The organism is Streptomyces sp. NPDC003038, assembly GCF_040611115.1.
Taxonomy (GTDB): Bacteria; Actinomycetota; Actinomycetes; order Streptomycetales; family Streptomycetaceae; genus Streptomyces.
On record NZ_JBEXNN010000018.1, the window covers coordinates 55,444 to 76,052 of the forward strand.

16 protein-coding genes are annotated in these 20,609 nt (G+C 71.8%); all 16 read right to left on the reverse strand.

Going from position 1 to position 20,609, the window contains the following annotated elements:
* Positions 1-543 precede the first annotated feature (543 nt).
* The gene (locus ABZX75_RS22340) at positions 544-2,328 is read right to left on the reverse strand and encodes a DEAD/DEAH box helicase (RefSeq protein ID WP_355413150.1); all 1,785 of its coding nucleotides are present in this window, start codon (positions 2,326-2,328) and stop codon (positions 544-546) included.
* A gap of 148 nt (positions 2,329-2,476) precedes the next feature.
* Positions 2,477-2,884 carry a type II toxin-antitoxin system death-on-curing family toxin gene (locus ABZX75_RS22345; RefSeq protein ID WP_355413152.1) on the reverse strand — a complete coding sequence of 136 codons (408 nt, stop codon included), beginning with the start codon at positions 2,882-2,884 and terminating at the stop codon, positions 2,477-2,479.
* Between the two features lie 35 nt (positions 2,885-2,919).
* Positions 2,920-3,120, reverse strand: coding sequence for a hypothetical protein (locus ABZX75_RS22350; protein WP_355413154.1), 201 nt, complete (start codon positions 3,118-3,120; stop codon positions 2,920-2,922).
* Between the two features lie 400 nt (positions 3,121-3,520).
* Positions 3,521-4,978, reverse strand: a complete 1,458-nt coding sequence (locus ABZX75_RS22355; protein ID WP_355413156.1) for an MFS transporter — start codon at positions 4,976-4,978, stop codon at positions 3,521-3,523.
* Positions 4,979-5,255: 277 nt separating this feature from the next.
* Positions 5,256-5,774, reverse strand: coding sequence for a hypothetical protein (locus tag ABZX75_RS22360; RefSeq protein WP_355413159.1), 519 nt, complete (start codon positions 5,772-5,774; stop codon positions 5,256-5,258).
* Between the two features lie 26 nt (positions 5,775-5,800).
* Positions 5,801-8,116, reverse strand: a complete 2,316-nt coding sequence (locus tag ABZX75_RS22365; protein WP_355413161.1) for a hypothetical protein — start codon at positions 8,114-8,116, stop codon at positions 5,801-5,803.
* Positions 8,117-8,124: 8 nt separating this feature from the next.
* Positions 8,125-8,547 carry a hypothetical protein gene (locus tag ABZX75_RS22370; RefSeq protein ID WP_355413163.1) on the reverse strand — a complete coding sequence of 141 codons (423 nt, stop codon included), beginning with the start codon at positions 8,545-8,547 and terminating at the stop codon, positions 8,125-8,127.
* Positions 8,548-8,578: 31 nt separating this feature from the next.
* A complete protein-coding gene (mycP, locus tag ABZX75_RS22375; protein WP_355413165.1) occupies positions 8,579-9,775 on the reverse strand; it encodes a type VII secretion-associated serine protease mycosin in 1,197 nt (398 codons plus the stop codon).
* A gap of 21 nt (positions 9,776-9,796) precedes the next feature.
* Positions 9,797-11,245 (reverse strand): hypothetical protein, encoded by a 1,449-nt coding sequence (locus tag ABZX75_RS22380; RefSeq protein WP_355413167.1) that lies wholly within the window; start codon positions 11,243-11,245, stop codon positions 9,797-9,799.
* Positions 11,245-11,709, reverse strand: a complete 465-nt coding sequence (locus ABZX75_RS22385) for a hypothetical protein (RefSeq protein WP_355413169.1) — start codon at positions 11,707-11,709, stop codon at positions 11,245-11,247. The genes ABZX75_RS22380 and ABZX75_RS22385 overlap by 1 nt, the downstream gene beginning before the upstream one ends.
* Positions 11,710-11,942: 233 nt before the next feature.
* Positions 11,943-14,243, reverse strand: a complete 2,301-nt coding sequence (locus ABZX75_RS22390; protein ID WP_355413271.1) for a xanthine dehydrogenase family protein molybdopterin-binding subunit — start codon at positions 14,241-14,243, stop codon at positions 11,943-11,945.
* A gap of 44 nt (positions 14,244-14,287) precedes the next feature.
* A complete protein-coding gene (locus tag ABZX75_RS22395; RefSeq protein WP_355413171.1) occupies positions 14,288-16,468 on the reverse strand; it encodes a (2Fe-2S)-binding protein in 2,181 nt (726 codons plus the stop codon).
* Positions 16,465-17,367 (reverse strand): FAD binding domain-containing protein, encoded by a 903-nt coding sequence (locus tag ABZX75_RS22400; protein WP_355413173.1) that lies wholly within the window; start codon positions 17,365-17,367, stop codon positions 16,465-16,467. Before ABZX75_RS22400 ends, ABZX75_RS22395 begins: the two co-directional genes overlap by 4 nt.
* A gap of 326 nt (positions 17,368-17,693) precedes the next feature.
* A complete protein-coding gene (locus ABZX75_RS22405) occupies positions 17,694-19,340 on the reverse strand; it encodes a beta-N-acetylhexosaminidase (protein ID WP_355413175.1) in 1,647 nt (548 codons plus the stop codon).
* Between the two features lie 186 nt (positions 19,341-19,526).
* The gene (locus tag ABZX75_RS22410) at positions 19,527-19,817 is read right to left on the reverse strand and encodes a DUF3039 domain-containing protein (protein WP_355413177.1); all 291 of its coding nucleotides are present in this window, start codon (positions 19,815-19,817) and stop codon (positions 19,527-19,529) included.
* 29 nt (positions 19,818-19,846) lie between these two features.
* Positions 19,847-20,407: a YqgE/AlgH family protein gene (locus ABZX75_RS22415; RefSeq protein WP_355413179.1), complete on the reverse strand. Its 561-nt coding sequence runs from the start codon at positions 20,405-20,407 to the stop codon at positions 19,847-19,849.
* Positions 20,408-20,609: the final 202 nt, after the last annotated feature.

Here is a 20,609-nt window from a genome sequence, read left to right on the forward strand (position 1 = left end):
GTCGCCGGTCCCGCGGCGACGCACGGAGAGGCCGCCGGTAGCGGCCATAGCACCGGCTGCGCTCCCGCGGCGGCGCTGCCACGGTGCGTTCGATGCGGGGACAGTAGCGACCGGGTCCGCTCAGCGGAAGAGCTCGTCCAGAATCCGGGCGCGTGCTGCCTGTTTATGCCGGTTAAGAACCCCCGGCGGTGTCAATTCGTGACCTCTTCCGCCCCGCGGACGCGCTCCCGCCCCCGGAGCCGCAGGGAGCCGGCCGTCTCCACCACAAGGCAACGCACCACGCGGGCGGGGTCCGTGCGAATCTCCGCACTGACCTGGCCCACCTTTCTGTACGAACCGCCCATACCCGAGTGGAAGTCAAGAATCAGGAGTCAGCGGATAGGAGCCAGGAGTCGGGCGAAAGCCGGAGCCCACGTCCCTACGTCAGGGTCCGAAGTCCGCGTGCGAGCCCCGCGTTCGGGTCCCGGTGCGCGCCCCGCGTACGAGCCCTGCGTGCGCGGCCGCGTACGAGCCCGCGTACGAGCCCCGCCTTCGAGTCCGAGCTCACCGCATACGGGTGGCCCACTCCTGCACCTTCTTGATCCGCTCCCGCAGCTGCCCCGCCGTCGCCTCCGCGCTCGGCGGTCCGCCGCACACCCGGCGCAGCTCCGTGTGGATCACCCCGTGCGGCTTGCCGCTCTGGTGCACGTACGCGCCCACCATCGTGTTGAGCGACTTCCGCAGCTCCAGCAGTTCCTTGTGCGAGACCACGGGCCGCCGGTCGGCCGGCAGCTCCAGCAGGTCCGCCTCCGCGTCCGGCTTGCGCCGGCTGTGCGCGATCTGCCGCGACTGCCGCTTCTGCAGCAGCATCTGCACCTGGTCCGGTTCCAGCAGCCCGGGGATGCCGAGGTAGTCCTGTTCCTCTTCGCTTCCCGGGTGCGCCTGCATGCCGAACTCGGCGCCGTCGTACAGCACCCGGTCGAAGACCGCGTCGGACTCCAGCGCCTCGAAGGACATCTGCTCTTCTTCGCCGGTGTCCTCGTCCTCCTGCTTGTTCGCCTCGTCCATCTCCTTCTCGGACTCGGCGTACGGATCCTCCTCGCCCTGCTTCTTCGGCTTGTCGAGGACGTGGTCGCGTTCGACCTCCATCTCGCTCGCGAAGCCGAGCAGGTACGGGATCGTCGGCAGGAACACGGACGCGGTCTCGCCGCGCCGCCGCGATCGCACGAAGCGCCCGACGGCCTGCGCGAAGAAGAGCGGCGTGGAGATCGTGGTGGCGTAGACGCCCACCGCCAGGCGCGGGACGTCGACGCCCTCGGACACCATGCGGACCGCGACCATCCAGCGGCTGCCGTCTCCACTGAACTCGTCGATCCGCTTCGAGGCGCCGGTGTCGTCGGAGAGGACGACCGTCGCCTTGCTGCCGGTGATCTCGCGGATCAGCTTGGCGTAGGCGCGCGCCGAGTCCTGGTCCGAGGCGATGACCAGCCCGCCCGCGTCCGGAATGCCCTTCCTGACCTCCGTCAGCCGCTGGTCGGCGGCGCGCAGCACGTTCGGCATCCAGTCGCCCCGCGGGTCCAGCGCCGTACGCCAGGCCTGCGAGATGGCGTCCTTGGTCATCGGCTCGCCGAGGCGGGCGGCGATCTCGTCGCCCGCCTTGGTGCGCCAGCGCATGTTGCCGCTGTAGGAGAGGAAGATGACCGGCCGCACGACGCCGTCGCCGAGCGCGTTCCCGTAGCCGTACGTGTAGTCGGCCGAGGAGCGGCGGATGCCGTCGTTGCCCTCCTCGTACGCCACGAAGGGGATCGGGTTCGTGTCGGAGCGGAAGGGCGTACCGGTCAGGGCCAGGCGCCGGGTCGCCGGATCGAAGGCTTCCAGGCAGGCCTCGCCCCAGGACTTCGAGTCACCGGCGTGGTGGATCTCGTCGAGGATCACCAGGGTCTTGCGCTGCTCACAGCGGTTGCGGTGCAGCATCGGCCGTACGCCGACGCCGGCGTAGGTGACGGCGACGCCGTGGTAGTCCTTGCTGAGCGGCCCGGCGGAGTACTCCGGGTCCAGCCGGATGCCTATCCGGGCGGCGGCTTCGGCCCACTGCTTCTTCAGGTGCTCGGTCGGTGCGACGACGGTCACCTGCTGCACGACATGGTGGTGCAGCAGCCAGGAGGCGAGGGTGAGCGCGAAGGTGGTCTTGCCCGCTCCGGGTGTCGCGACCGCGAGGAAGTCCCGCGGCTGGGTCTGGATGTAGCGGTCCAGCGCTCCCTGCTGCCAGGCTCGCAGCTTGCCGGCGGTACCCCAAGGGGCACGGCCGGGGAAGGCGGGTGAGAGGTGGTGGGAGGCGGTAGTAGTCACGGTCTCCGGTTCGTGCTCTCGGTGTAGCCGGTGGCGTATCTGGTACGGGTGGCAGGCAGTCGTACGTAGGACAACCGGGCCACCCTACCGGCCCGGGCCGGCCCCTGCGGGAGGGACAGGCTCGTGACCTCGGGGGGTGCGGCGAGCGTCACACGGACACGGCGCGCAGCCGCGCGGCGATCCGCGCGATGTCGCCCTCGGTGCCGGCGGCGACGTCGATGACGAGCCCGTACGCCGCCTCCTGGTCCGCGTCGGCGAGATCGACGCCGTTCACGGCGAGGAAGGTCGCGGCGGCGAGCCACGCGGTGCGCTTGTTCCCGTCGACCAGGGGATGGTTTGTGGCGATGCCGTGGAGCAGCGCGGCGGCCTGCTCGTACGGGTCCTCGTACGCCGGCGTCCCGAACATCCGCGCCCGCGGGCGGTGCACGGCCGACTCCAACAGCCCGGGGGCGCGCAGCTCGACGGGCTGGTCCTGGGCGAGGCAGGCGTGCCGGGCGAGGTCGAGGACCTCGGCGAGCGTGAGGTGCCGTCGCGGTCGCGCCCCGGCGGTACTCACGGCACCTCCGGCACCCCCGTCGGCACTCACGGCACTCATGCGCCGAGCCGTTTCAACAGCGCGGCATGACGCTGCGCCAACCGCCCGGCGGCCTCCCCGACCACGGCCCGCTCGGCGCGCAGGTGCGCCCGCACGGCCTCCAGCGCGCGTTCCTCGGGCGTCTGCCCGGTGGCATCGGCGAGATCGTCCAACTCGGCACGCTCCCGGTCGGACAGCCGGATGATCAGCTCATTCACCGGGCGAGCTTAACCACTTGAGCGCGCGGCGAACGCCCCCTGTGCCCGGGGCCGCACCCATCCAGCCACGCCAGGGGGCACCTCCCAGCGGTGGCCGGCGGCGTTCGAGGCGTACGCAGCCCGCCCCGGCCCCCGCGGCCCGGGCCGCACCCATCCAGCCCGCCAGGGGGCACCTCGCAGCGGCGCCCCGGGCAGTTCGAGGCGTACACAGCCCGGGCCCCCATCCAGCCCCGCCGGCGTTTGAGGCGCGGGGGTCCGGGGGGCAGGGCTCCCGGCGGCGGCGCCGTACCCGTACCGCCCGGACCGCCCGCACCGCCCGTACCGCCCGAGAAGAACCCCGCGTCGCAAGCGGCGGCTCCGCACCCCAGACCGACCGACCGACCGCCCGCAAGAACCCGCGTCAGCGCTCCGCGGCGTCCAGCCGGGTCGCCACCCACGCCCCCACCAACGCCACTGCCGCCATCGGCAGGAACACCACCACGAACGCCCCCGGATGCGACACGCCGGCCCCGCCCCCGGACGCCACCGTGTGCGCCGCCCCCACCGCTCCGCCGCCCAGCGCGGCGAATGCCGCGCCCCCGGCGACCAGCAGCACCACATTCGCCAGGGCATCCGAAATCTGCAGCGAGGCGGAGTTCGCCCCGGCCTCCGCCGGCGCCGACAGCTTCAGCAGCAGCACACTCGTCGAGCCGATCACCAGCCCCATCCCCAGGCAGCCCACGGCCCACGCCACGGCCAGCGTCCACACCGGCACCGATTCGATCAGCACGGCCGGCGCGGCCGCGATGGCCGCCGACACCATCACCATCCCGCCGACCATCAGCCGCTCCCGGTACGGCTCCATCCGCCCCTTCGACTGCACCCACGAACCGGTCGCCCACGTCACTCCGCCCAGCGCGAGCGAGAAACCGGCCAGAGTGGGGCTCAGTCCCCGCTGGGTGACCAGCATCAGCGGTACGAAGCTCTCCGCCGCGATGAACGACCCCGCGGCCAACCCGCGCAGCAGCACCACGGACGGCAGCCCGCGCCGCGCCAGGTACGTCCCGCGCGGCAGCAGCCCCAGTACGGCGGGTACCAGCAGGGCCGCGCCCAGCGCGGCCGGGAGCAGCGACAGCCACCGCAGGTCCTGGGCGGCGTACTGGAGCAGCCCCGCCCCCACCGAGATCCCGAACGCCAGCCGGATCCGCCGCCGGTCGAAGGGCACGGGCCCGGCGCCCGGATCCACGGGCCCGGAGGCGGTCCTGCGTATGGACGGCAGGGCCAGCACCAGCGGTACCACCACCAGCGCCGGAATCCCGAGGAACACCCACCGCCACCCGAGGTGCTCGGTCACGGTCCCGGAGGCCAGTGGGCCGACGATCGAGGGGACCACCCAGCCGGCGGCGAAGGCGGCCATGATCGCGGGGCGGAGCCGCTCGTCGTAGGCCCGGCTGACGACGACGTACAGGGCGACGATGACCAGCCCGCCGCCGAAGCCCTGCACGGCCCGCCCGAGCACGAACACCCACATGGCGCCCGCGGTCCCGGAGCACACCAGCCCGACGGCGAAGGCCCCGATCCCCACGGTCAGCGGCCGCAGCGGGCCCTGCCGGTCGGCCCACTGCCCGGACAGGACCATGCCGAAGAGGCTGGTGGTGAAGTAGGCGGAGAAGGCGAAGGCGTAGAGCGCGATCCCCTCCAGCTCGCGGGCGGCGACGGGCATGGCCGTACCGACGGCGGTGGCCTCGAAGGCGATGAGGAAGACGACGGAGATGATCCCGATACTGAGCGTCCGGTACGCGGGCCCCAGGATCCCGGCCCCCGGCGGGGGCGGCACCGGTTCGGTCTTCTCGGGCACGCGGGGTTCAAGGGTGCTCATCGACCCAGGGTAAGGTGCGAAGCCCGCTCGCGACCCTGTCATTTCGGCGGATCCGCCCTCCGCCTCCGGTCCTAGGCCTCCGGAACCTGACACGGCCCGCCAGTCGCATTTCAGCCACCCCCGCGGCCCCCTACCCGGTCGTGCACACCACCCCACAGCCGCGTGCCGGACTACTCGATGGACTCCCCGCCAAGCGAGCTCAGCCGGTCCGACTCCGCCCACGCCTTCCCCGGCAAGGCGGCTCAAGTCGCCTTGGGCGGCCTTCGCGTTGTGTGCGTCAGTGGGCGCAGTTCAGCTGCTTGCCAGTGGAGTCCTGAAATTCCCTCATTAGTTGGGTGTTCAGCGACCTGGCCTTCGCGCTGTCCACGAGCGCCGGGCCGTTGTCGATCTCCAGCTCCACTTCGAAGGAGGCCGTGGGGGTCCGGCACGTGTAGAGGAGCGTTGCACCGCCGTCCCACACCAAACCTTTGCGCCCGAAGTCGAGCTTGTCCGGATGCTGTGGATCGAAGGACTGCCAGAACGCATCACTGCCCAACGGCATGCGGTTGACCTGCGCCGTCATCACAGTTGCCCCATCCAGCTGAACGCGGCAAGTGATTGTCTTGAGATCCGTCGGCAGGGAGAAGGTATCCCGTGTGTCCTCTGCGATCTTCTTTCCGCTGCCCAACAGAGAAGCCACGGTCTTGCCCTCGAAGGCGCCCCAGCACAGCCTCTCCGGAACCTCTGGAGCGGTGGCCTTGTCCTCCTTCTCCGAGCAGCCAGCAAGCAGCGCACCGGCAACCACCACGGCGGCCACGGCTCGCGCCGACCTCCCCGGGGACATCAGGACGACCCCTTCGAGCTGTCCACCAGGTCGCGGCCGACCGAGTGTGCGACCGAAGACTCCTTGGACGCCACGCCGGCCAGCGTATTGATGTCCTGCTGGGACATGTCCGATCCGGCGGCCGCGTGCAGCACGGCTCTCTGTGCCGCCTGGCTCGTTTGCCTGTCGGCCTGTGAGTACATTTCCCCAACAGCCTTCTCGGTGTCGGCGGTCTTCTCCTTGCCCTCGTCCTTGGCGTCCTCGACGAAGAGCTCGGTGACGTCCTCCTGGACCCATTCCACGACGTCGCCGGCCACCGGCACCAATTCCAGGTACTTGCCACCAGCGGCCGTGATGCCGCGGTTGATCCACTTGGCGGTGTCCTCGACGCCCTTCACGTACTCCTCGTTGGTGTGGGCGGTCTCCGCGTGCATGCCCTGGGCACGGGCCTCCGTCATCATGCCCGCGATCTGACCACCGGGCTGTACGGCGTTCTCCATGGCCTCGCCCAGGAGGGTGTGCTGGTCTCGGTGCTGGACGACGTCGTTGACGAGGACCGCCGTGAACGCCTGGTTGGCATTCGTGATCGCGCCGTACGCCTCCGGGTCCTGGCCGACCGCGCCGAGGAAGCGGGCCACCGTCGCCTCGTCGAACTGGGCCATGCTGCCGCTGACCTTGATCTGCTGGCCGCCGTTCTCGGCGGACGCCTGGAGGTCCGGGATGTATTCCGCGGCCATGTTGCCGAAGTGCCCCGCGAGGGCGCCCAGCTTCGGCTTCTTGTCCTCGCCCGGCTCCGCCGCCACCAGGGACGGGTCGTCGCCGATCTTCTCGACCATCCGTTCCATGATGGCCGTCATTTCCTTCGTGTGCGGGACCGGCTTCGCGTCCTCGTCGCCGCCCGCGGCACGGCCGCTGACCGCCGACTCCAGGGCGGCGCCCAGTGCCCCGTGGGCGAGCAGCGCTTCGCCGTAGGGGTGGCCGGCGGTCTGGTCGAAGCCGTCGGCCCACGGCTCCTTGTCGAGCATGTAGTCGACCATGCCCTGTTCCTTGCCGTGCTGGCCGTCCACCGCCTTGTCGGCCAGGGTGACGATGCCGTCGCCGTTGCTGTCCTTGCGGACCGGCTCGTTGAAGAAGGCCGTCGCCGCCTCCGGGTTGTGCGACATCGCGTCCATGAGGCCGGTCAGCGGGTAGAAGCCCCGGCTGCCGTCCTTGCCCTGGCTGAGCACCGTCTTCGGGTCGTACGGAGCGCCGTGCTCCCAGGCCTTGGGGTTCTCGCGGTCGAAGGCAACCATGTCCCGGCCGACCGAGGTCAGGAAGTCCTTGTCGTACTTGCCCTCGTGCAGCAGCGCGCCCAACGCCTGGTATCCGTAGATCTTGCTGGTCAGATCGCCGGTGACCTGCATCTCCTTGCGGCCGGCCTTCATCAGGCCGGTCGTCCATGCCGCGTCCAGGTGGTTCGGCGAGCTCTTCTGCGTGGCGAGGCCCAGCATCGCGCCCATGTCGTTCTGGATGTTGCCGACCATCGACAGGCGGTCCTTGCCCGCCTCGCCCAGGGTCGACGCGTCGATGGACAGCTTCGCGTACGCCTCCAGCGTGCCCTCGGGGCCGAGCTTGCGGTAGAAGTCGGTCGAGAAGTCAGCCTCGTTGCGGTTGTCGTCGAGCAGGTCCTCCAGCTCGCGCAGCGCCTCGGGGTTGCGGGCCACGCCGCCCTGCTCCTTGGAGAGCTTCTTCATCAGCTCGGCCGCCCGGTCGGCCTGCTCGGCGTCCAGGGTCGTGTACTTCGGCCCGCTGAAGTTGTGGTCGTCCGTGACGTTGGCACGCAGTGCGCGGGCCAGAGAGTCGTCGGCGTCCGCGCAGTCCTCGACGAGCCGGTCCACCCTCGCCTGCCAGGCTTTGCGGTTCTCCTCCTGCTTGCGCTTGAACTCGGGGTAGTCCGGGTCGTGCCGGGCCGTGAACTCGGCCTTCGGATCCATCGGAATGGCCGAGACCTTGCCGGCCGCCTCCACTCGGAACCCGGCGGCCGGGGCCTCCTCGTCGACGACCTTCTTCAGCGCATCGCGGGCCGTCTTGATGGTGGTGTGACCGTCGCTGAGGAGCTGGTGGACGCCCTTTGCCTCCTTGGCCGCGTCCTCGAACTCCTTGGCCGTCTTGTCGACGAACGGCCGTCCGACGGCGGCGGTGACGCCGTTCCACTCCGCCTTGTCGGACTTCGCCTTCATGCCGTTGCGAGCGGCCTCGGCCATCTCGTCCAGCTTGCCGGCCATCGCCTTCCAGTCGGAGACGGCCGTCTGGAGCTTGTCCAACGGGGCGTTCATCACGTTCTCGTACGTCAGCATGTGCGCGCCTACTTGAGGTATTTGTCGATGGCCGAGGCGCTGAAGTCAGCGTGGAGATGCTGCTCGTCCTTGGCGTGCGAGGAGAGCGAGTAGTTCAAGCCGTTGGAGATGTTCGCGCAGGCGGCCACGAGGGTCTTCACCTGACTTTCCCACGTGGTCTGTGCCTTGAGCAGCGCCGCCCCGCTCGCGAAGCTCTCTTTCTTCAGCGCGCTCGCGGCCTCGGCGGTGGCGGTGGCGGCGTGCTTGCCGTCGGTCTGGAGGCGTGAGTGCAGCTTGTGCGCCTCGGAACCGATCGCGCCGATGTGGTCCTGGTTGAGCGCAAGGTCGCCGCCACCACCGCCACCGGGATCGACCGGAACTTGGTTGAGCCTCATGGAGACGTTGGTGGCGGCCGTGGCGCGCGCCGCCGACCATTCCTCGTCGAACGACATCGCGTGCACTCCCGTTGTAGGTCCAGTCAGGTCAGCGGTTGGTACGGCGTACGGCGATCACGGTGACGGCTCCGCCGATGAGCAGGCAGGCTCCCATCCCCAGAGCGATCCAGGGAAGGGAGCTCCCGGCCTTCTTCTCCTCGGCCTTGGGGGCGGGCTGGGACGCGCCCGACGCGCCCGACTCCGGGCCCTTGCCGTCCGCGGAGGGCGACGGGGACTTGGCCCCGGCCTCGGCCGCCGCGAGGTCGGGCAGGGGGTACACGTCCGCCGGACCGGGGTCGCCGGGGGTGGGTACCGCGATGCGGGGCCGGACCACGCCGTAGCCGACGTAGTCGTTGCGCTCGGCGCCGTCGACGGGTTTCCCCGCGGTGTTCAGCAGGACCCGGAGCACCTGGTTGTTGGTCCACTCGGGGTGGACGGACCAGAGGAGGGCGGCGGAAGCGGAGGCGAGGGCGGACGCGTCACTGGTGCCGTGGGTTTTGCAGAGTCCTGTCTTACCGGTGCAAGCCGTGACGATGTCGATACCTGGGGCAGACAAGTCGACCTGCGGGCCGTGCTGCGACTCTTTCGTCGCATCACCCTTGGCGTCCACAGCTCCGACGCCCACGACTCCGGGGGTCGCACTGGGGTAGGCGGTCTCGTTGGTGGAATCCCCGGAGTTGCCAACTGCGGCAAAGATCAATTTTCCCTTTGAAAGCGCATACTTAACCGCTTCAGCCCGGTTTCGATCGTCCTCTGGCTTTCCAGGCCTACCCTGGGAGATATTGATGATCTTGGCATCCGAGTCTGCTGCATACCGAATGGCCGAGACCAAAGACGGGGTCGCCGCGCTCTCCAGCACGTTGGGCACGCGAATGGGGAGAATCTTGGCCCCAGGTGCTAGTCCGTAGGCGCCATCACCACTCGGGTGCTTACCGGTACCGGCAATCAGCGAAGCCATGCTGGTGCCATGACCGCCGTAGTCGTTGTCCTTGTCGCCCTCGGCGTCGCCGACGGGGAAGACCGCACCGGGGAGGACTTGCCCCTTGAGTTCCGGGATGCGGTTGACGCCAGTATCGATCACCGCGACGGTGATGCCCTTACCCGTACTGATCTTCCAGATGTCGTCCGCCTTCATGGCGTCGAGATGCCATTGCTGCGATCGAATCGTCTCCGCGTGGGCCGGGGTCGCGGCGACCCCGGCCAGCAGGAGGCCCACCAGGGCCGAGGTCGCCTTGCGCATGCGCATCTCGCGGAACGTCCGTTCTGATCAGTCGATCACTGGCGGCACAACACGACGGTTGGCCTTCCAGGTCTCTTCGTCCTCGGCCAGGTAGTCGGGGCGTTCGCCCCCCTGGTCCTCACGCCGGTTGCCCGGAGTGCGTGCGCCCGCGCCCGCATGTCCCATGGCGCCCGTGCCACCGGGGTTGCGCACGAGGCCCGAGCCGCCCTGGGTAAACGGCTGACTGCCCGTGCCGGGCTGGCGTCCTCCGACGACGCCGCCTGGCTCCGTCGCCAGTCGGCGTCCCATCGCGGAGCCTCCGGGGCCGCCGTGGGAGCCGCCCGCGCCACCACCCATGCCGCCCATCATGCCGCCACCCATGCCACGCCCGCCGGCGTGCGTGCCTTCGGCACCGATGACCGTGCCGCGCGGGATGCCCGCGCCGGGGCCAGCGGGAGACACCGGGCGTCCACCCGTGATGCCGCTGTCACGCGGGGGCAGTCCGGCGTAGCCGACGGCCTTGCCACCGGGACCACCCGGACCACTCACGTTGGGGAACAGGCCGTTCCCACCGGGGCCGTTGGGGCGGGGCAGCGTCAAACCGCCGGTCGGCGGGAGAGCGAGAGGCGGGACCATGTGCGGACCCCCGGTGACGGGTCCCACGGGCAGCGGTCCACCGGGTGTAACGGTCGTCGGAGGCAGGGGCGGGTTGGGAAGCGTCGTGACGTTGTCCAGGCCCACGTTGACCTCACGGTCCGGGGTGCTCGTCATGGGCGGCTGTGTCGGAACGGACCCGGTCGTCTGCGAGCGCGTGTTGTCCGACTTCGGCTGGTGCCCCTCCACCCATCCGGGTTCGTCGGAGGAACTGCTACGTGGGCTCGACGGTGTATACGGCGAACCGGCCGATGCCCCTCCCCCGGACCCTCCTGCAGGCCGAGCCATGTCCTGCCCGCTGTTGTAATCCACCGGCACCAGCACCGGAGGCGGCGGCGGGAACCTCGGGACCTGCGCCTTCTTCATCTGAGTGTGCGACTGCTCGTACGACTCAGACAGCTTCTTCAGCGCATCCACGGCCCGGGTGTGGTCCGCGCTCAGCTTCGAATGCGCCTGCTGGCCGATCTGCTGCGCGTCCGGGTCGTTGCGGAACTCACGGGCGGACGCAAGGTTGCCCGCCGCCGCGGCGTCGTACTTGGGCATGTTGGCCTTGGTCTCGACCATGGTCTGGGCCGCCAAGGTCATCCAGTGCCCGCCCTGATGGCTGTACTCGCTCAGGACCAGCGTCGCGCTGCCCGCGCTGTTCACCCAGTTCTGGAAGGCCTCGGCCGCTTCGCCCTCCCAGCCCTTGACCCTGTGGTCCTTGAGGTCCTTCCCGATCCGCTCGATCGCCTTGGAGGCTTCGGTCAGCTGAGTGCCTCGCGCCTTCACCGTCTCCGGGTCGAGCGAGGCGATCATCTCAAGCAGTTGCTGGTGCGTGTAGCGGTCGAAGTTCGTCGCCATCAGAGCCGACCTCCCGGCTTCGCTCCGTCGGAGCTCGGACTGTTCGGCGTGCCCGGCGGCACGCTGCCCGTCTTGTCCGCGTCCGTGTCAAGGGCCCGCTTGTACTGCTCCTTCGCCTCCTTGGCGATGGCGACCATGCGCCGCTTGGTCTCCTCATCCACCCCGTCGTACCCCTTGCCCGCCGACAAGAGGGCGATGCCCAAGGCCTCGATCTGTTCCGCCAGCCCCTTCGACAGCTTCTGCAGCTCCGAGTGAACCTTGTTGTAGGTGTTGTAGAGGTCTTCGGCCTCCGGGAAACCCTTGCCCAGCGAACCGGCCGGCAGAGTGCCGTGGGCCAGCTTGCCGTGGTGCGCCGGGGACTCCCCCAACGACTTCAGGAGGCCGTCCACCCGGTTCTTGTATTCCTTCAGGGAGTCGTATTCGACTTCCAGCGCCTTCGCCTGGCGCATCACCGCGTCTGCCAACCCCGCAGTGGGGCTCTGCCCCAGCACGCTTACCCTCGGCCCGTTCTCCGCTGCCACGATGGCCTCCCCGACTCCCCGTCTCCCCGTAGTCGCGGCGTTCCCGCCGCTCCCCGTCCCCGTTCGCACCCGTTCGCACCTGTTCGCGCGTAAACGTGCGCACTCTCACCGATCACTCTAGCGACCGGCACCAACACCCCGCCCCCGGGGTTGCACGTGCAATGCAGGTCACGCCGTCACGAGTTGGGTGCGGCGACCGCCGCCGATGGCCGGATCGGGAGCCTGTTGACCGGGCGGCCCGTGGCCGCGCGTACCGCCGAGGCCACCGCCGCCGGGGCCGTGACCACAGGGACCGCGCTCGCGGCCTTCGCCCCGAACGGTGCCACCACGTCCCGTTCCTCGACCAGTTTGACGATGCGCACGACCGGGGCGTCGAGCGAGGTCGGCAGGGCGTAGCCCGTCAGGTCCGGGTGGCGGACCAGGCCGGAGACCGTGCGGAGGTTCTCCGTCAGGGCCGCGCCGACGCCCTGGGTGACGCCCGCCTCGATACGGGCCTCCAGCTGGCGGGGGTTGAGGATCCGGCCGACGTCCTGGGCCACGGCCAGTTCGACCACGCGTACCGATCCCAGCTCGACGTCCACGTCCACCACGGCGCGGATCGCGCAGAAGGCGAGGCCGACGAAGGCGTCGCCCTGGCCGTCCGCGTCCAGGGGTTCCGTCGGGTGGGGTCGGCACTGGGCCGTCGCCCAGAGTTCCTTGCCCGCCATCGCCTCCGTGACCGTCGTCGAGAACGCTCCGTCGTACGACGTGATCCGGCCGTCCGTGATCTGGAGGAGCTCGGTCGACATGCCCAGCTTGTGGGCCATGGGCTGGAGGAGTTGCGTGCGGACCATCTTCGCCGCCCGCTCCACCGCGCCGCCCGAGACCCACGTGTGGCGGCCGTGCGCCGACGGGCCCGCCGGCGGCTGGTCGGTGTCGACCGGGGCTGTCGCCACGTCGTCGACGCCCAGGATCTCCTGGACGATCTGGCGGGCCAACGTGGCGAAGCCCTGCCCGGTGTCGACCGCGGCGCAGATGACCGTGGCCGCGCCGTTGACCACCTTCACCGTCGCGGTGGCGACTTCGTCGGTGCCCTCGGCGCCGAGCATGTGCACCATGCCGACCCCGTACCCGACCCCGCGCCGCACGGCACCCGGCTCGCCCGCGCCCTCCAGGCCTCCCGGCAGCAGCCACTCGTCCTCCGGAGCGTCCTTCGGGAGGGAGGGCAGCGGGTAGTCGCGCACCGAGCGCAGGAGTTCCGCGACCGGGGCCGGGCAGGTCACCGTCTGGCCGGTGGGCAGCAGGTCGCCCGTCGCCAGGACGTTGCGCATCCGCAGTTCCGCGCCGTCGATGCCGAGCGCCGCCGCGAGCTTGTCCATCTGGCCCTCGTACGCGGCGCACACCTGCATCGCGCCCTCGCCCCGGACATGGCCCGACGGCGGGTTGTTCGTACGGACCGCCCAGCCCTCGACGAAGGCGTGCGGGACGACGTACGGGCCGCAGGCGAAGGCCACCGCCGCGGCGAGGGACTCCGAGGACGCGTCCGCGTACGCGCCCGCGTCCATCAGGACCTGTGCCTCGACCTTGACCAGCCGTCCCTCGGCGTCCGCGTGGTGGCGGTAGCGCAGCAGGGTCGGGTGGCGGTGGGTGTGGCCGAGGAAGGACTCCTCGCGGGTGGCGGCCAGCTTCACCGGGCAGCCCGTACGCAGTGCCAGCAGGCCCAGGGGCAGTTGGAAGGCGGCGTCCTCGCGGTCGGCCGTCGCGCCGGGGACGCCGGTGACGACGACCCGTACCCGGTCGGGGTCCAGCCCGAAGCAGGCCGCCGCCAGGTCGCGGTCGGTGTGCGGGTCGGTGGAGGCGGTGTAGAGCTCGACGCCGCCGTCGGGCCGCGGCACGGCCAGGCCGGCCTCGGCGCCGATGGGGGCGGGGTCCTGGCGGCCGATCCGGTACAGGCCCTCGACCACGACCTCGCCGGTCGCCTCCGGATCGCCGTAGCGGAGCGGGATGTGCCGGATCAGGTTGCCGTCGGGGTGCAGCGGGGGAGCGCCGAAGGACTGCTCGGGGTCGGTGACCGGGTCGAGGAGTTCGTACTCCACCGCGATCGCGGCCGCGGCGAGCCGCGCCGTGTCCGGGTGGTCGGCGGCGACGGCGGCGATGGGCTCGCCGTGGTGGCGTACGACCTCGTGCGCGAACACCGGCCGGTCGGCGATGCGGCGGCCGTGCGTGGTGGCGCCGGGGACGTCGGCGTGGGTGACGACGGCGCGGACGCCGGGCATCGCGGCGGCGGCCGCGGTGTCGATGGAGAGGATGCGGGCGTGGGCGTGCGGGGAGCGCAGCACGGCGGCCCAGAGGAGGCCTTCGGCCCACAGGTCGGCGGCGTAGGGGAAGGTGCCCTCGGTTTTGGCGCGGGTGTCGGCGGAGGGCACGGAGGCGCCGATTCCGCGGGGTACCCGCTGTTCTGCGGCGTCCTCCGCCGGGGGCGTCGCCGAGGCCGTCATCGCGGTGTTCACCGCTGTCGTCGCCGTCGCCGCGTCCTGCCCGCTCACGCCGTGCCTCCGTGGTGCATGCCGTGGATGCCGCCCTCGCCGGGCGGTGCCTGGTGCGGAATCCACGGCTCCGACGATGCCGAATGTGTCGAAAGTGACGACGATGCCGAGGGTGTCGAGGGTGTCGACGGCTCCGGCGGTGCCGGTGAGCCCGCGGGCTCGGATGCCGAGGCCGCCGCGTCCCGTCCCGCCACGACCTCGCGGACGGCGTCGATGACACCCGCGTAGCCGGAACAGCGGCAGAGGTTGCCGCACAGCGCCTGCCGGGTCTCCAGCTCGCTGGGGGCGTGGTTGCCCTCCAGCAGGTCGTGGATGGTCATGGCCATGCCCGGTACGCAGAACCCGCACTGCACCGCGCCCGACCTGCACAACGCCTGCTGCACGTCCGAGAGTTCCCCGTCCGTGGCGAGGCCCTCGACGGTCCGGACCTCGCTGCCCGCCGCCGTCGCGGCCGGTACGAGGCAGGAGGCGACGAGCCGGCCGTCGACCTGCACGGCGCAGGCGCCGCATTCACCCTGCGAGCAGCCGTCCTTGGCGCCGGCGAGGCCGAGGCGCTCGCGCAGCACGTAGAGGAGGGATTCGCCGATCCAGGCGCCGGTGACGGGACGGTCGGCGCCGTTGACGCGCAGGACGTAGGAAGCCAGCGGGTGTTCGTGATGGGCGACGGCCTCGGCTGCCGCTTCTTCTTCGTACGTCGGCTCCTGAGCCGGGAAACCTCCGGCCGTTCCCGTATCCGGGACCACCACGGCACGGTCCGCGGTGTCCGCGCCCGGTGTGGGCTCGGCCGCGGTGTCCTCAGGGGCCGGCCCGGTCCCGGCGAAGCCGTGCCCGTCCGTGCCGGCGGGCTCCGGCGCGGGATCGCCGGACACCGCGAAGCCGTGCCCGTCGGTGCTCCCCGGCTCCGCCGGTTCCGCGGCCGGCAGGGACTTCGCGGGCGGCACCGGCCCGGGGACCCCCGCGGGCTCTGCGGCCGGCGCCTGGTCCGCGTCGACGTCCCCGTCCAGGCTCAGGTCGCGGTCCGGGCCCAGGTCGCGGTCCAGGCCCAAGTCTCGGTCCGGGCCCAGGTCCCGGTCCAAGGGCGCCGCGGGCTCCAGCGGCTCGGCGGGCTCCGCCTCGGCCCGCACGCTGCCGAAGAGGTCCAGACGGACGGCGGACGCCACCCGCGCCACCGGCGGCGCCACGGCTTCGGCGGCCTCCGCCGCCCCCGCGGGCTCGGCCACCGGATGCGGCCGCTCCCCCGCGACCGGCGCGGCCGCCGCGCCGTGCGCGGCGTCGATGTCGTGCGGAGCCGGATGCACCGGCTCGTCCTCCGCGAGGGGTGTGCCCACACCGGGGCCGCCCAGCACGCGCGGCCCACGCCGCAGGGCCTCGGCTCCGGGCCCGCCGAGCAGCCGGCCCGCGGCCGCGTCGGCGGCGGCCGCCGCGGCCGAAGCCGCCGCCGCCTCGTCCGTACCCGGCAGCACCCCGGAGGCCAGGTCCGGGTCGGGCTGCTGCGCCGCGTACTCCTGGGCGCCTTCGTAGTGGGGGTGGTTCGCCCACGGCGCCGCGGCGCCGCCCGGCAGGGTCGCCGGGGCCTGGCTCCAGTCGGCCGTCAGCCCGCTCTGCCGGTAGTCATTCGGCTGCTCGGGGAATTCCCGCATCGCCCACTGCCCGGTCGCCGAGCCCTCGGGCTCCTGCGCCGCCTCCGGGAACCGCCATTCCGCCGTGGAGTCGCCCGGATCCCGGTCCGTCCCGGCCGGTGCCGCAGCGGCTGCCGCGGCCGGATCGGCGAAGGCCGCCGCCACCGAGGCCGGAAGGGGAATCGACGCCGGAATCGGCCCGCCCACGGGGGCCGGGCCCGGGGCCGGCGCCGCGGCGGCCGAGCCCGCCTCCGGCCACGGCACGGAGATCGTCCAGGTACCCGTGGCCGCCGGATCCGTACTGGCGGAGCCGAGCGGCACGATCATCGGCGGCGGCACGTAGCCGTGCCCGGGCGCCGCCAGCGGCTCCCCGGTCCCGAGCGCGTCCAGCATGTCCTGCGGCAGTTTCACGAAGGCCGTCGCGTCGGAGTCGTACTCGCCGCCGTGCGGCACCGGCTCCCATCCCCAGCCGGAACCCGCGGAACCCACGGAGCCCGCGTCTCCCGGGCCGCCGTTCGATCCGCCCACGTTCCCGTTCTCGTTCTCGTTCTCACTCATGAGGTCAGCGCCCTCCCCAGGGCCCTCCGTGCCAGCACGGCCACCGTCCGCCGCAGATGCAGTACACCGGGAGCCACCGGTTCTCCCTGATCGGGTACGCAGGCGGCCGCGACGTAATCGCCGAAGGCCTCCAGCGCCTCGGGGGCCAGGCTCCGCTTCCCGTCCCAGTCGATCAACGAGGCGACCCACTCCTCGGCCTCCAGCGGCCGCAGCGGCATCGGCGCGACCGCGCCGATCGCACAGCGCACGCCCCGGCGCGCGGGATCCAGTACGAGCCCCACGGACGCCACAGCACGCCCCGGCCCCGTACGACCCGTGGCCTTCAGGAACACCTGCGGTGCGTGCAGCAGCGGCACGCGCACGAAGCCGATCAGCTCGCCGGGCCGCAGCATCTCCCGGCCGGCCAGCAGGTGCGACACCGGGATCTCGCGGCCCGATCCGCCCGGGCCGACGATGATGAGGGCGGCCTCCAGCGCGGCCAGCACGGGCAGTGCGTCACCGGTCGGCGCGGCGGTGGCGATGTTGCCGCCGAGGGTGCCGGCGTTGCGGATCTGCGGGGGTCCGGAGGCTCGCGCGGCAGCGGCCAGCGCGGGGATCAGAGCGGCGAAATCCGGCCGCCCCATCCGCGCGTGCGTGAGGCCCGCCCCGAGCAGGGCGTGGCCGTCCTGGTACTGCCAGCCGCGGATCTCGTTGATCCGGCCCAGGCCCACCAGCGCGGCCGGACGCAGCAGCCCGGCGTTGACTGCGGCCATGAGGTCGGTGCCACCGGCGACGGGAACGGCGGCGGGCATGGCCGTGAGTGCCGCCACGGCCTCGTCGAGCGAGGCCGGCAGCGTCACGGACTGCGCCGCCTGCGGCCCCTGCGCTGAATGCAGTGCGTGCGGTGCGTGCGTGGTCAACCCAGCTGCCCCTTCCCGATGTCCCGGTCCCGGCGCTCACGCCTGTCCGCCGTACGGTACGTGCTCACCGCCGGGACGTGGCAACTCTGGCACATCTTCCGTACCGCCCGGGCGCGAGGGTCCACCGGGCGCCCCTCTCCTCCGCGCCCTTCCGCGCGCTCTTCTCCACGCCCTCGTCCGCCCCCTCGTCCGCCCCCTCCTTCGCCCGGCTCCACGAACCTCGGCCGTTCGCCCGTTTTTCCCCGTATAAACGGAAATTGAGGAAGAGTTCCGGTTCCTGCCCCCTCCCCGCCGTCGGCCTCCCCGCCGTCGGCCTCCCCATCCCCTCACACGATCGGGGGCTCGCCGTCGATCGGGCGTCCGAGCACTCCCGGCCTGCGCTGCCACGGCAACGGGCCACCGGGCGGCCGGTAACCGACCCCGAGAGCGTCCAGCCGGGCGTAGTGCGCCGTCATCCGCGCCTCGAAGTCCGCGTACTCCCGCCGCCCCGGCTCCGGCAGCCGTGACCACACCACCTCCGCGAAGGCCGCCAGCCGCGGGAACACCTGGTAGTCGACCCGGTTCTGATCCTCCATCACCTCGGTCCACACATTGGCCTGCGCGCCCAGCACGTGGGTTGCGGCCTCCCGCGACAGCTCCGGCGGCACCGGCTCGAAGCGGTACACGTCCTCCAGCGAGCGCACGTAACCGATGGGCATCGGCTCGTCCTCGCCCGCCGCCTGACGGTAGTCCAGGTAGACCTGCTGCTCCGGGCACATCACCACGTCGTGCCCGGCCTCGGCGGCGGCGATGCCGCCCCCGTAACCGCGCCACGAGCAGACGGCCGCGCCCGGAGCCGGCCCGCCCTCCAGGATCTCGTCCCACCCGATCAGCCGCCGCCCGCGCTCCGCGAGCCAGCCGTCGAAGTGCCTGATGAACCAGGACTGGAGCCCTTCCTCCCCGTCCACGCCCAGCTCCCGGATCCGCGCCTGCGCCACCTCGGAGGCCTTCCACTGCGCCTTCGGGCACTCGTCGCCGCCCACGTGCACGAAGGGCGAGACCTCGGCGGGGAACAGCTCCAGCAGCTCCTCGAAGACGCCTTCGTAGAACCGCAGTACGGCCTCGGTCGGCGCGAGCACGTTCTCGGTGATCCCCCAGTCGTCCCACACCTCCAGCGCGGCGGTCTCCACGACATCGCCGTTCCCCAGTTCCGGGTACGCGGCGATCGCGGCCTGCGAATGCCCCGGCAGGTCGATCTCCGGAACCACCCGGACGTACCGCTCGGCGGCGTACGCGACGATCTCGCGGATGTCGTCCTGCGTGTAGTAGCCGCCGTGCGGGGTCTCGTTCCACAGCGGCGAGGCCCGGTGTCCCCACCGGCTGCGCGCCCGCCAGGCGCCCACCTCGGTGAGCCGCGGGTGGCGCTTGATCTCGATCCGCCATCCCTGGTCGTCCGTCAGGTGCAGGTGCAGCACATTGAGCTTGTGGGCGGCGATCAGGTCGATGTACCGCAGCACCCCGTCCTTGGGCATGAAGTGCCGGGCGACGTCGAGCATCATCCCGCGCCACCCGAACCGCGGGCCGTCGGCGATCCGGGCGTGCGGCAGGGTCCAAGTGCGGCCGGGCAGCGGGGCCTTGCGGTACGCGTCCGGTCCGAGCAACTGACGCAGCGTCTGCGCGCCCCAGAAGACCCCCGCACCGGAGCCGCCCGCCAGCTCCACCCCGTCGGCGTCGATCTCCAGCCGGTACTCCTCGGCGGCCAGCCGCCCGTCCACGGACAGCCGTACGTCGCCCCGGACGCCGGAAGCGGGCTCCGCGAGTCCGTACCCGGTGGCGGCCCCCAACTCCCGCCGCAGCCAGCGCGCGGCGGCCTCGGTCCCCGGCCCGGCGGCGAGGGCCGGCGCGGGTCCGAAGGCGTAGCGGTGCCCGTCCTCGTGCGGAACGGCGAACCGGGGTGCGGGGATCAGGTCCAGGGATGCGGGGATCGGGTCCATGCGTCAGCCCTTCACGGCCATCCGTTGCGCACAGCGCAACTCTCGTTCCACAGAGCGCTTGCGCGGCCGACCCTAACGCGCCCCCCCGGACAGGCAAAAGGCCCCCGGGGCACGCACCAGCGCACCCGGGGGCCTTGGTCCCGCCCAAGCGGAAGAGAGGCGGAATGCTCAGGGGGGTGGGGCGGACTAGGTGTCCTTGCCGCCCTTGCCCTTGTCCTTGTCCCCGCCGGGGCCCATGGACTCGTAGATCTCCTTGCACATGGGGCAGACCGGGTACTTCTTCGGGTCCCGGCCCGGTACCCAGACCTTGCCGCAGAGCGCGACGACGGGAGTCCCGTCGAGGGCGCTCGCCATGATCTTGTCCTTCTGGACGTAGTGGGCGAAGCGCTCGTGGTCGCCGTCACCGTGCGACACCTGCGGCGTCGGCTCTACGAGGGTCCCCGTGCCAGTCCCGCGCTCGGGCTCAAGAGTGCTCATGCCACCCAGGGTACTGAACACCGCGCGCGTCAGTTCAGCGACGGGTCGTCCGGATAGGTGGCGACCATCGCCAGCTCGCTGCGCTGGCGGCGCAGCACCGCCCGCCACAGCCGCTGCGGATCCGGGAAGGACACGTCGCCGGGCTCCGACTCCACGACGTACCAGGCGCCGTCGCCCAGCTCGATCTCCAGCTGGCCCGGCCCCCATCCGGAGTAACCGGCGAAGATCCGCAGCGATCCCAGGGCCGCGGCCAGCAGCTCCGGCGGCGTCTCCAGGTCGACCAGCCCGATCGCCCCGTGCACCCGGCGCCAGCCGAGCGGGCCTTCCTCGCCCGGGATGACGGCGATCCCCAGGGCCGAGTCGAGCCCGACGGGTCCGCCTTGGAAGACCACGCCCGGGTCGCCGGCCAGGGGCGCCCAGGGCAGCAGGACGTCGCCGACGCCCACCGGTGTCGGCCGGTTGAGGACCACGCCGAGCGAGCCCTGCTCGTCGTGGTCGAGCAGCAGCACGACCGCACGGTCGAAGTTCGGGTCCGCGAGGGCGGGGGTGGCCACGAGCAACCGCCCTGTGAGGGAGGACACCTCGGTCATGCCGCCATGATCTCGCACATTCGCCTCTCAAGGGGAGCAGGTGGCCGGATCGGATCGTACGCAGCTCAGGGCGCACGGCCGCGGGAAGGAGCGCCTACCGGCGACGCGAGCGGAAGGCAACACTCCGCCATGAGGCGGGCACGCACTGTGCCGGGCGAATTAATGACAGTCCTACGGCCGCGTCAGCCATGCGAACAAGGGG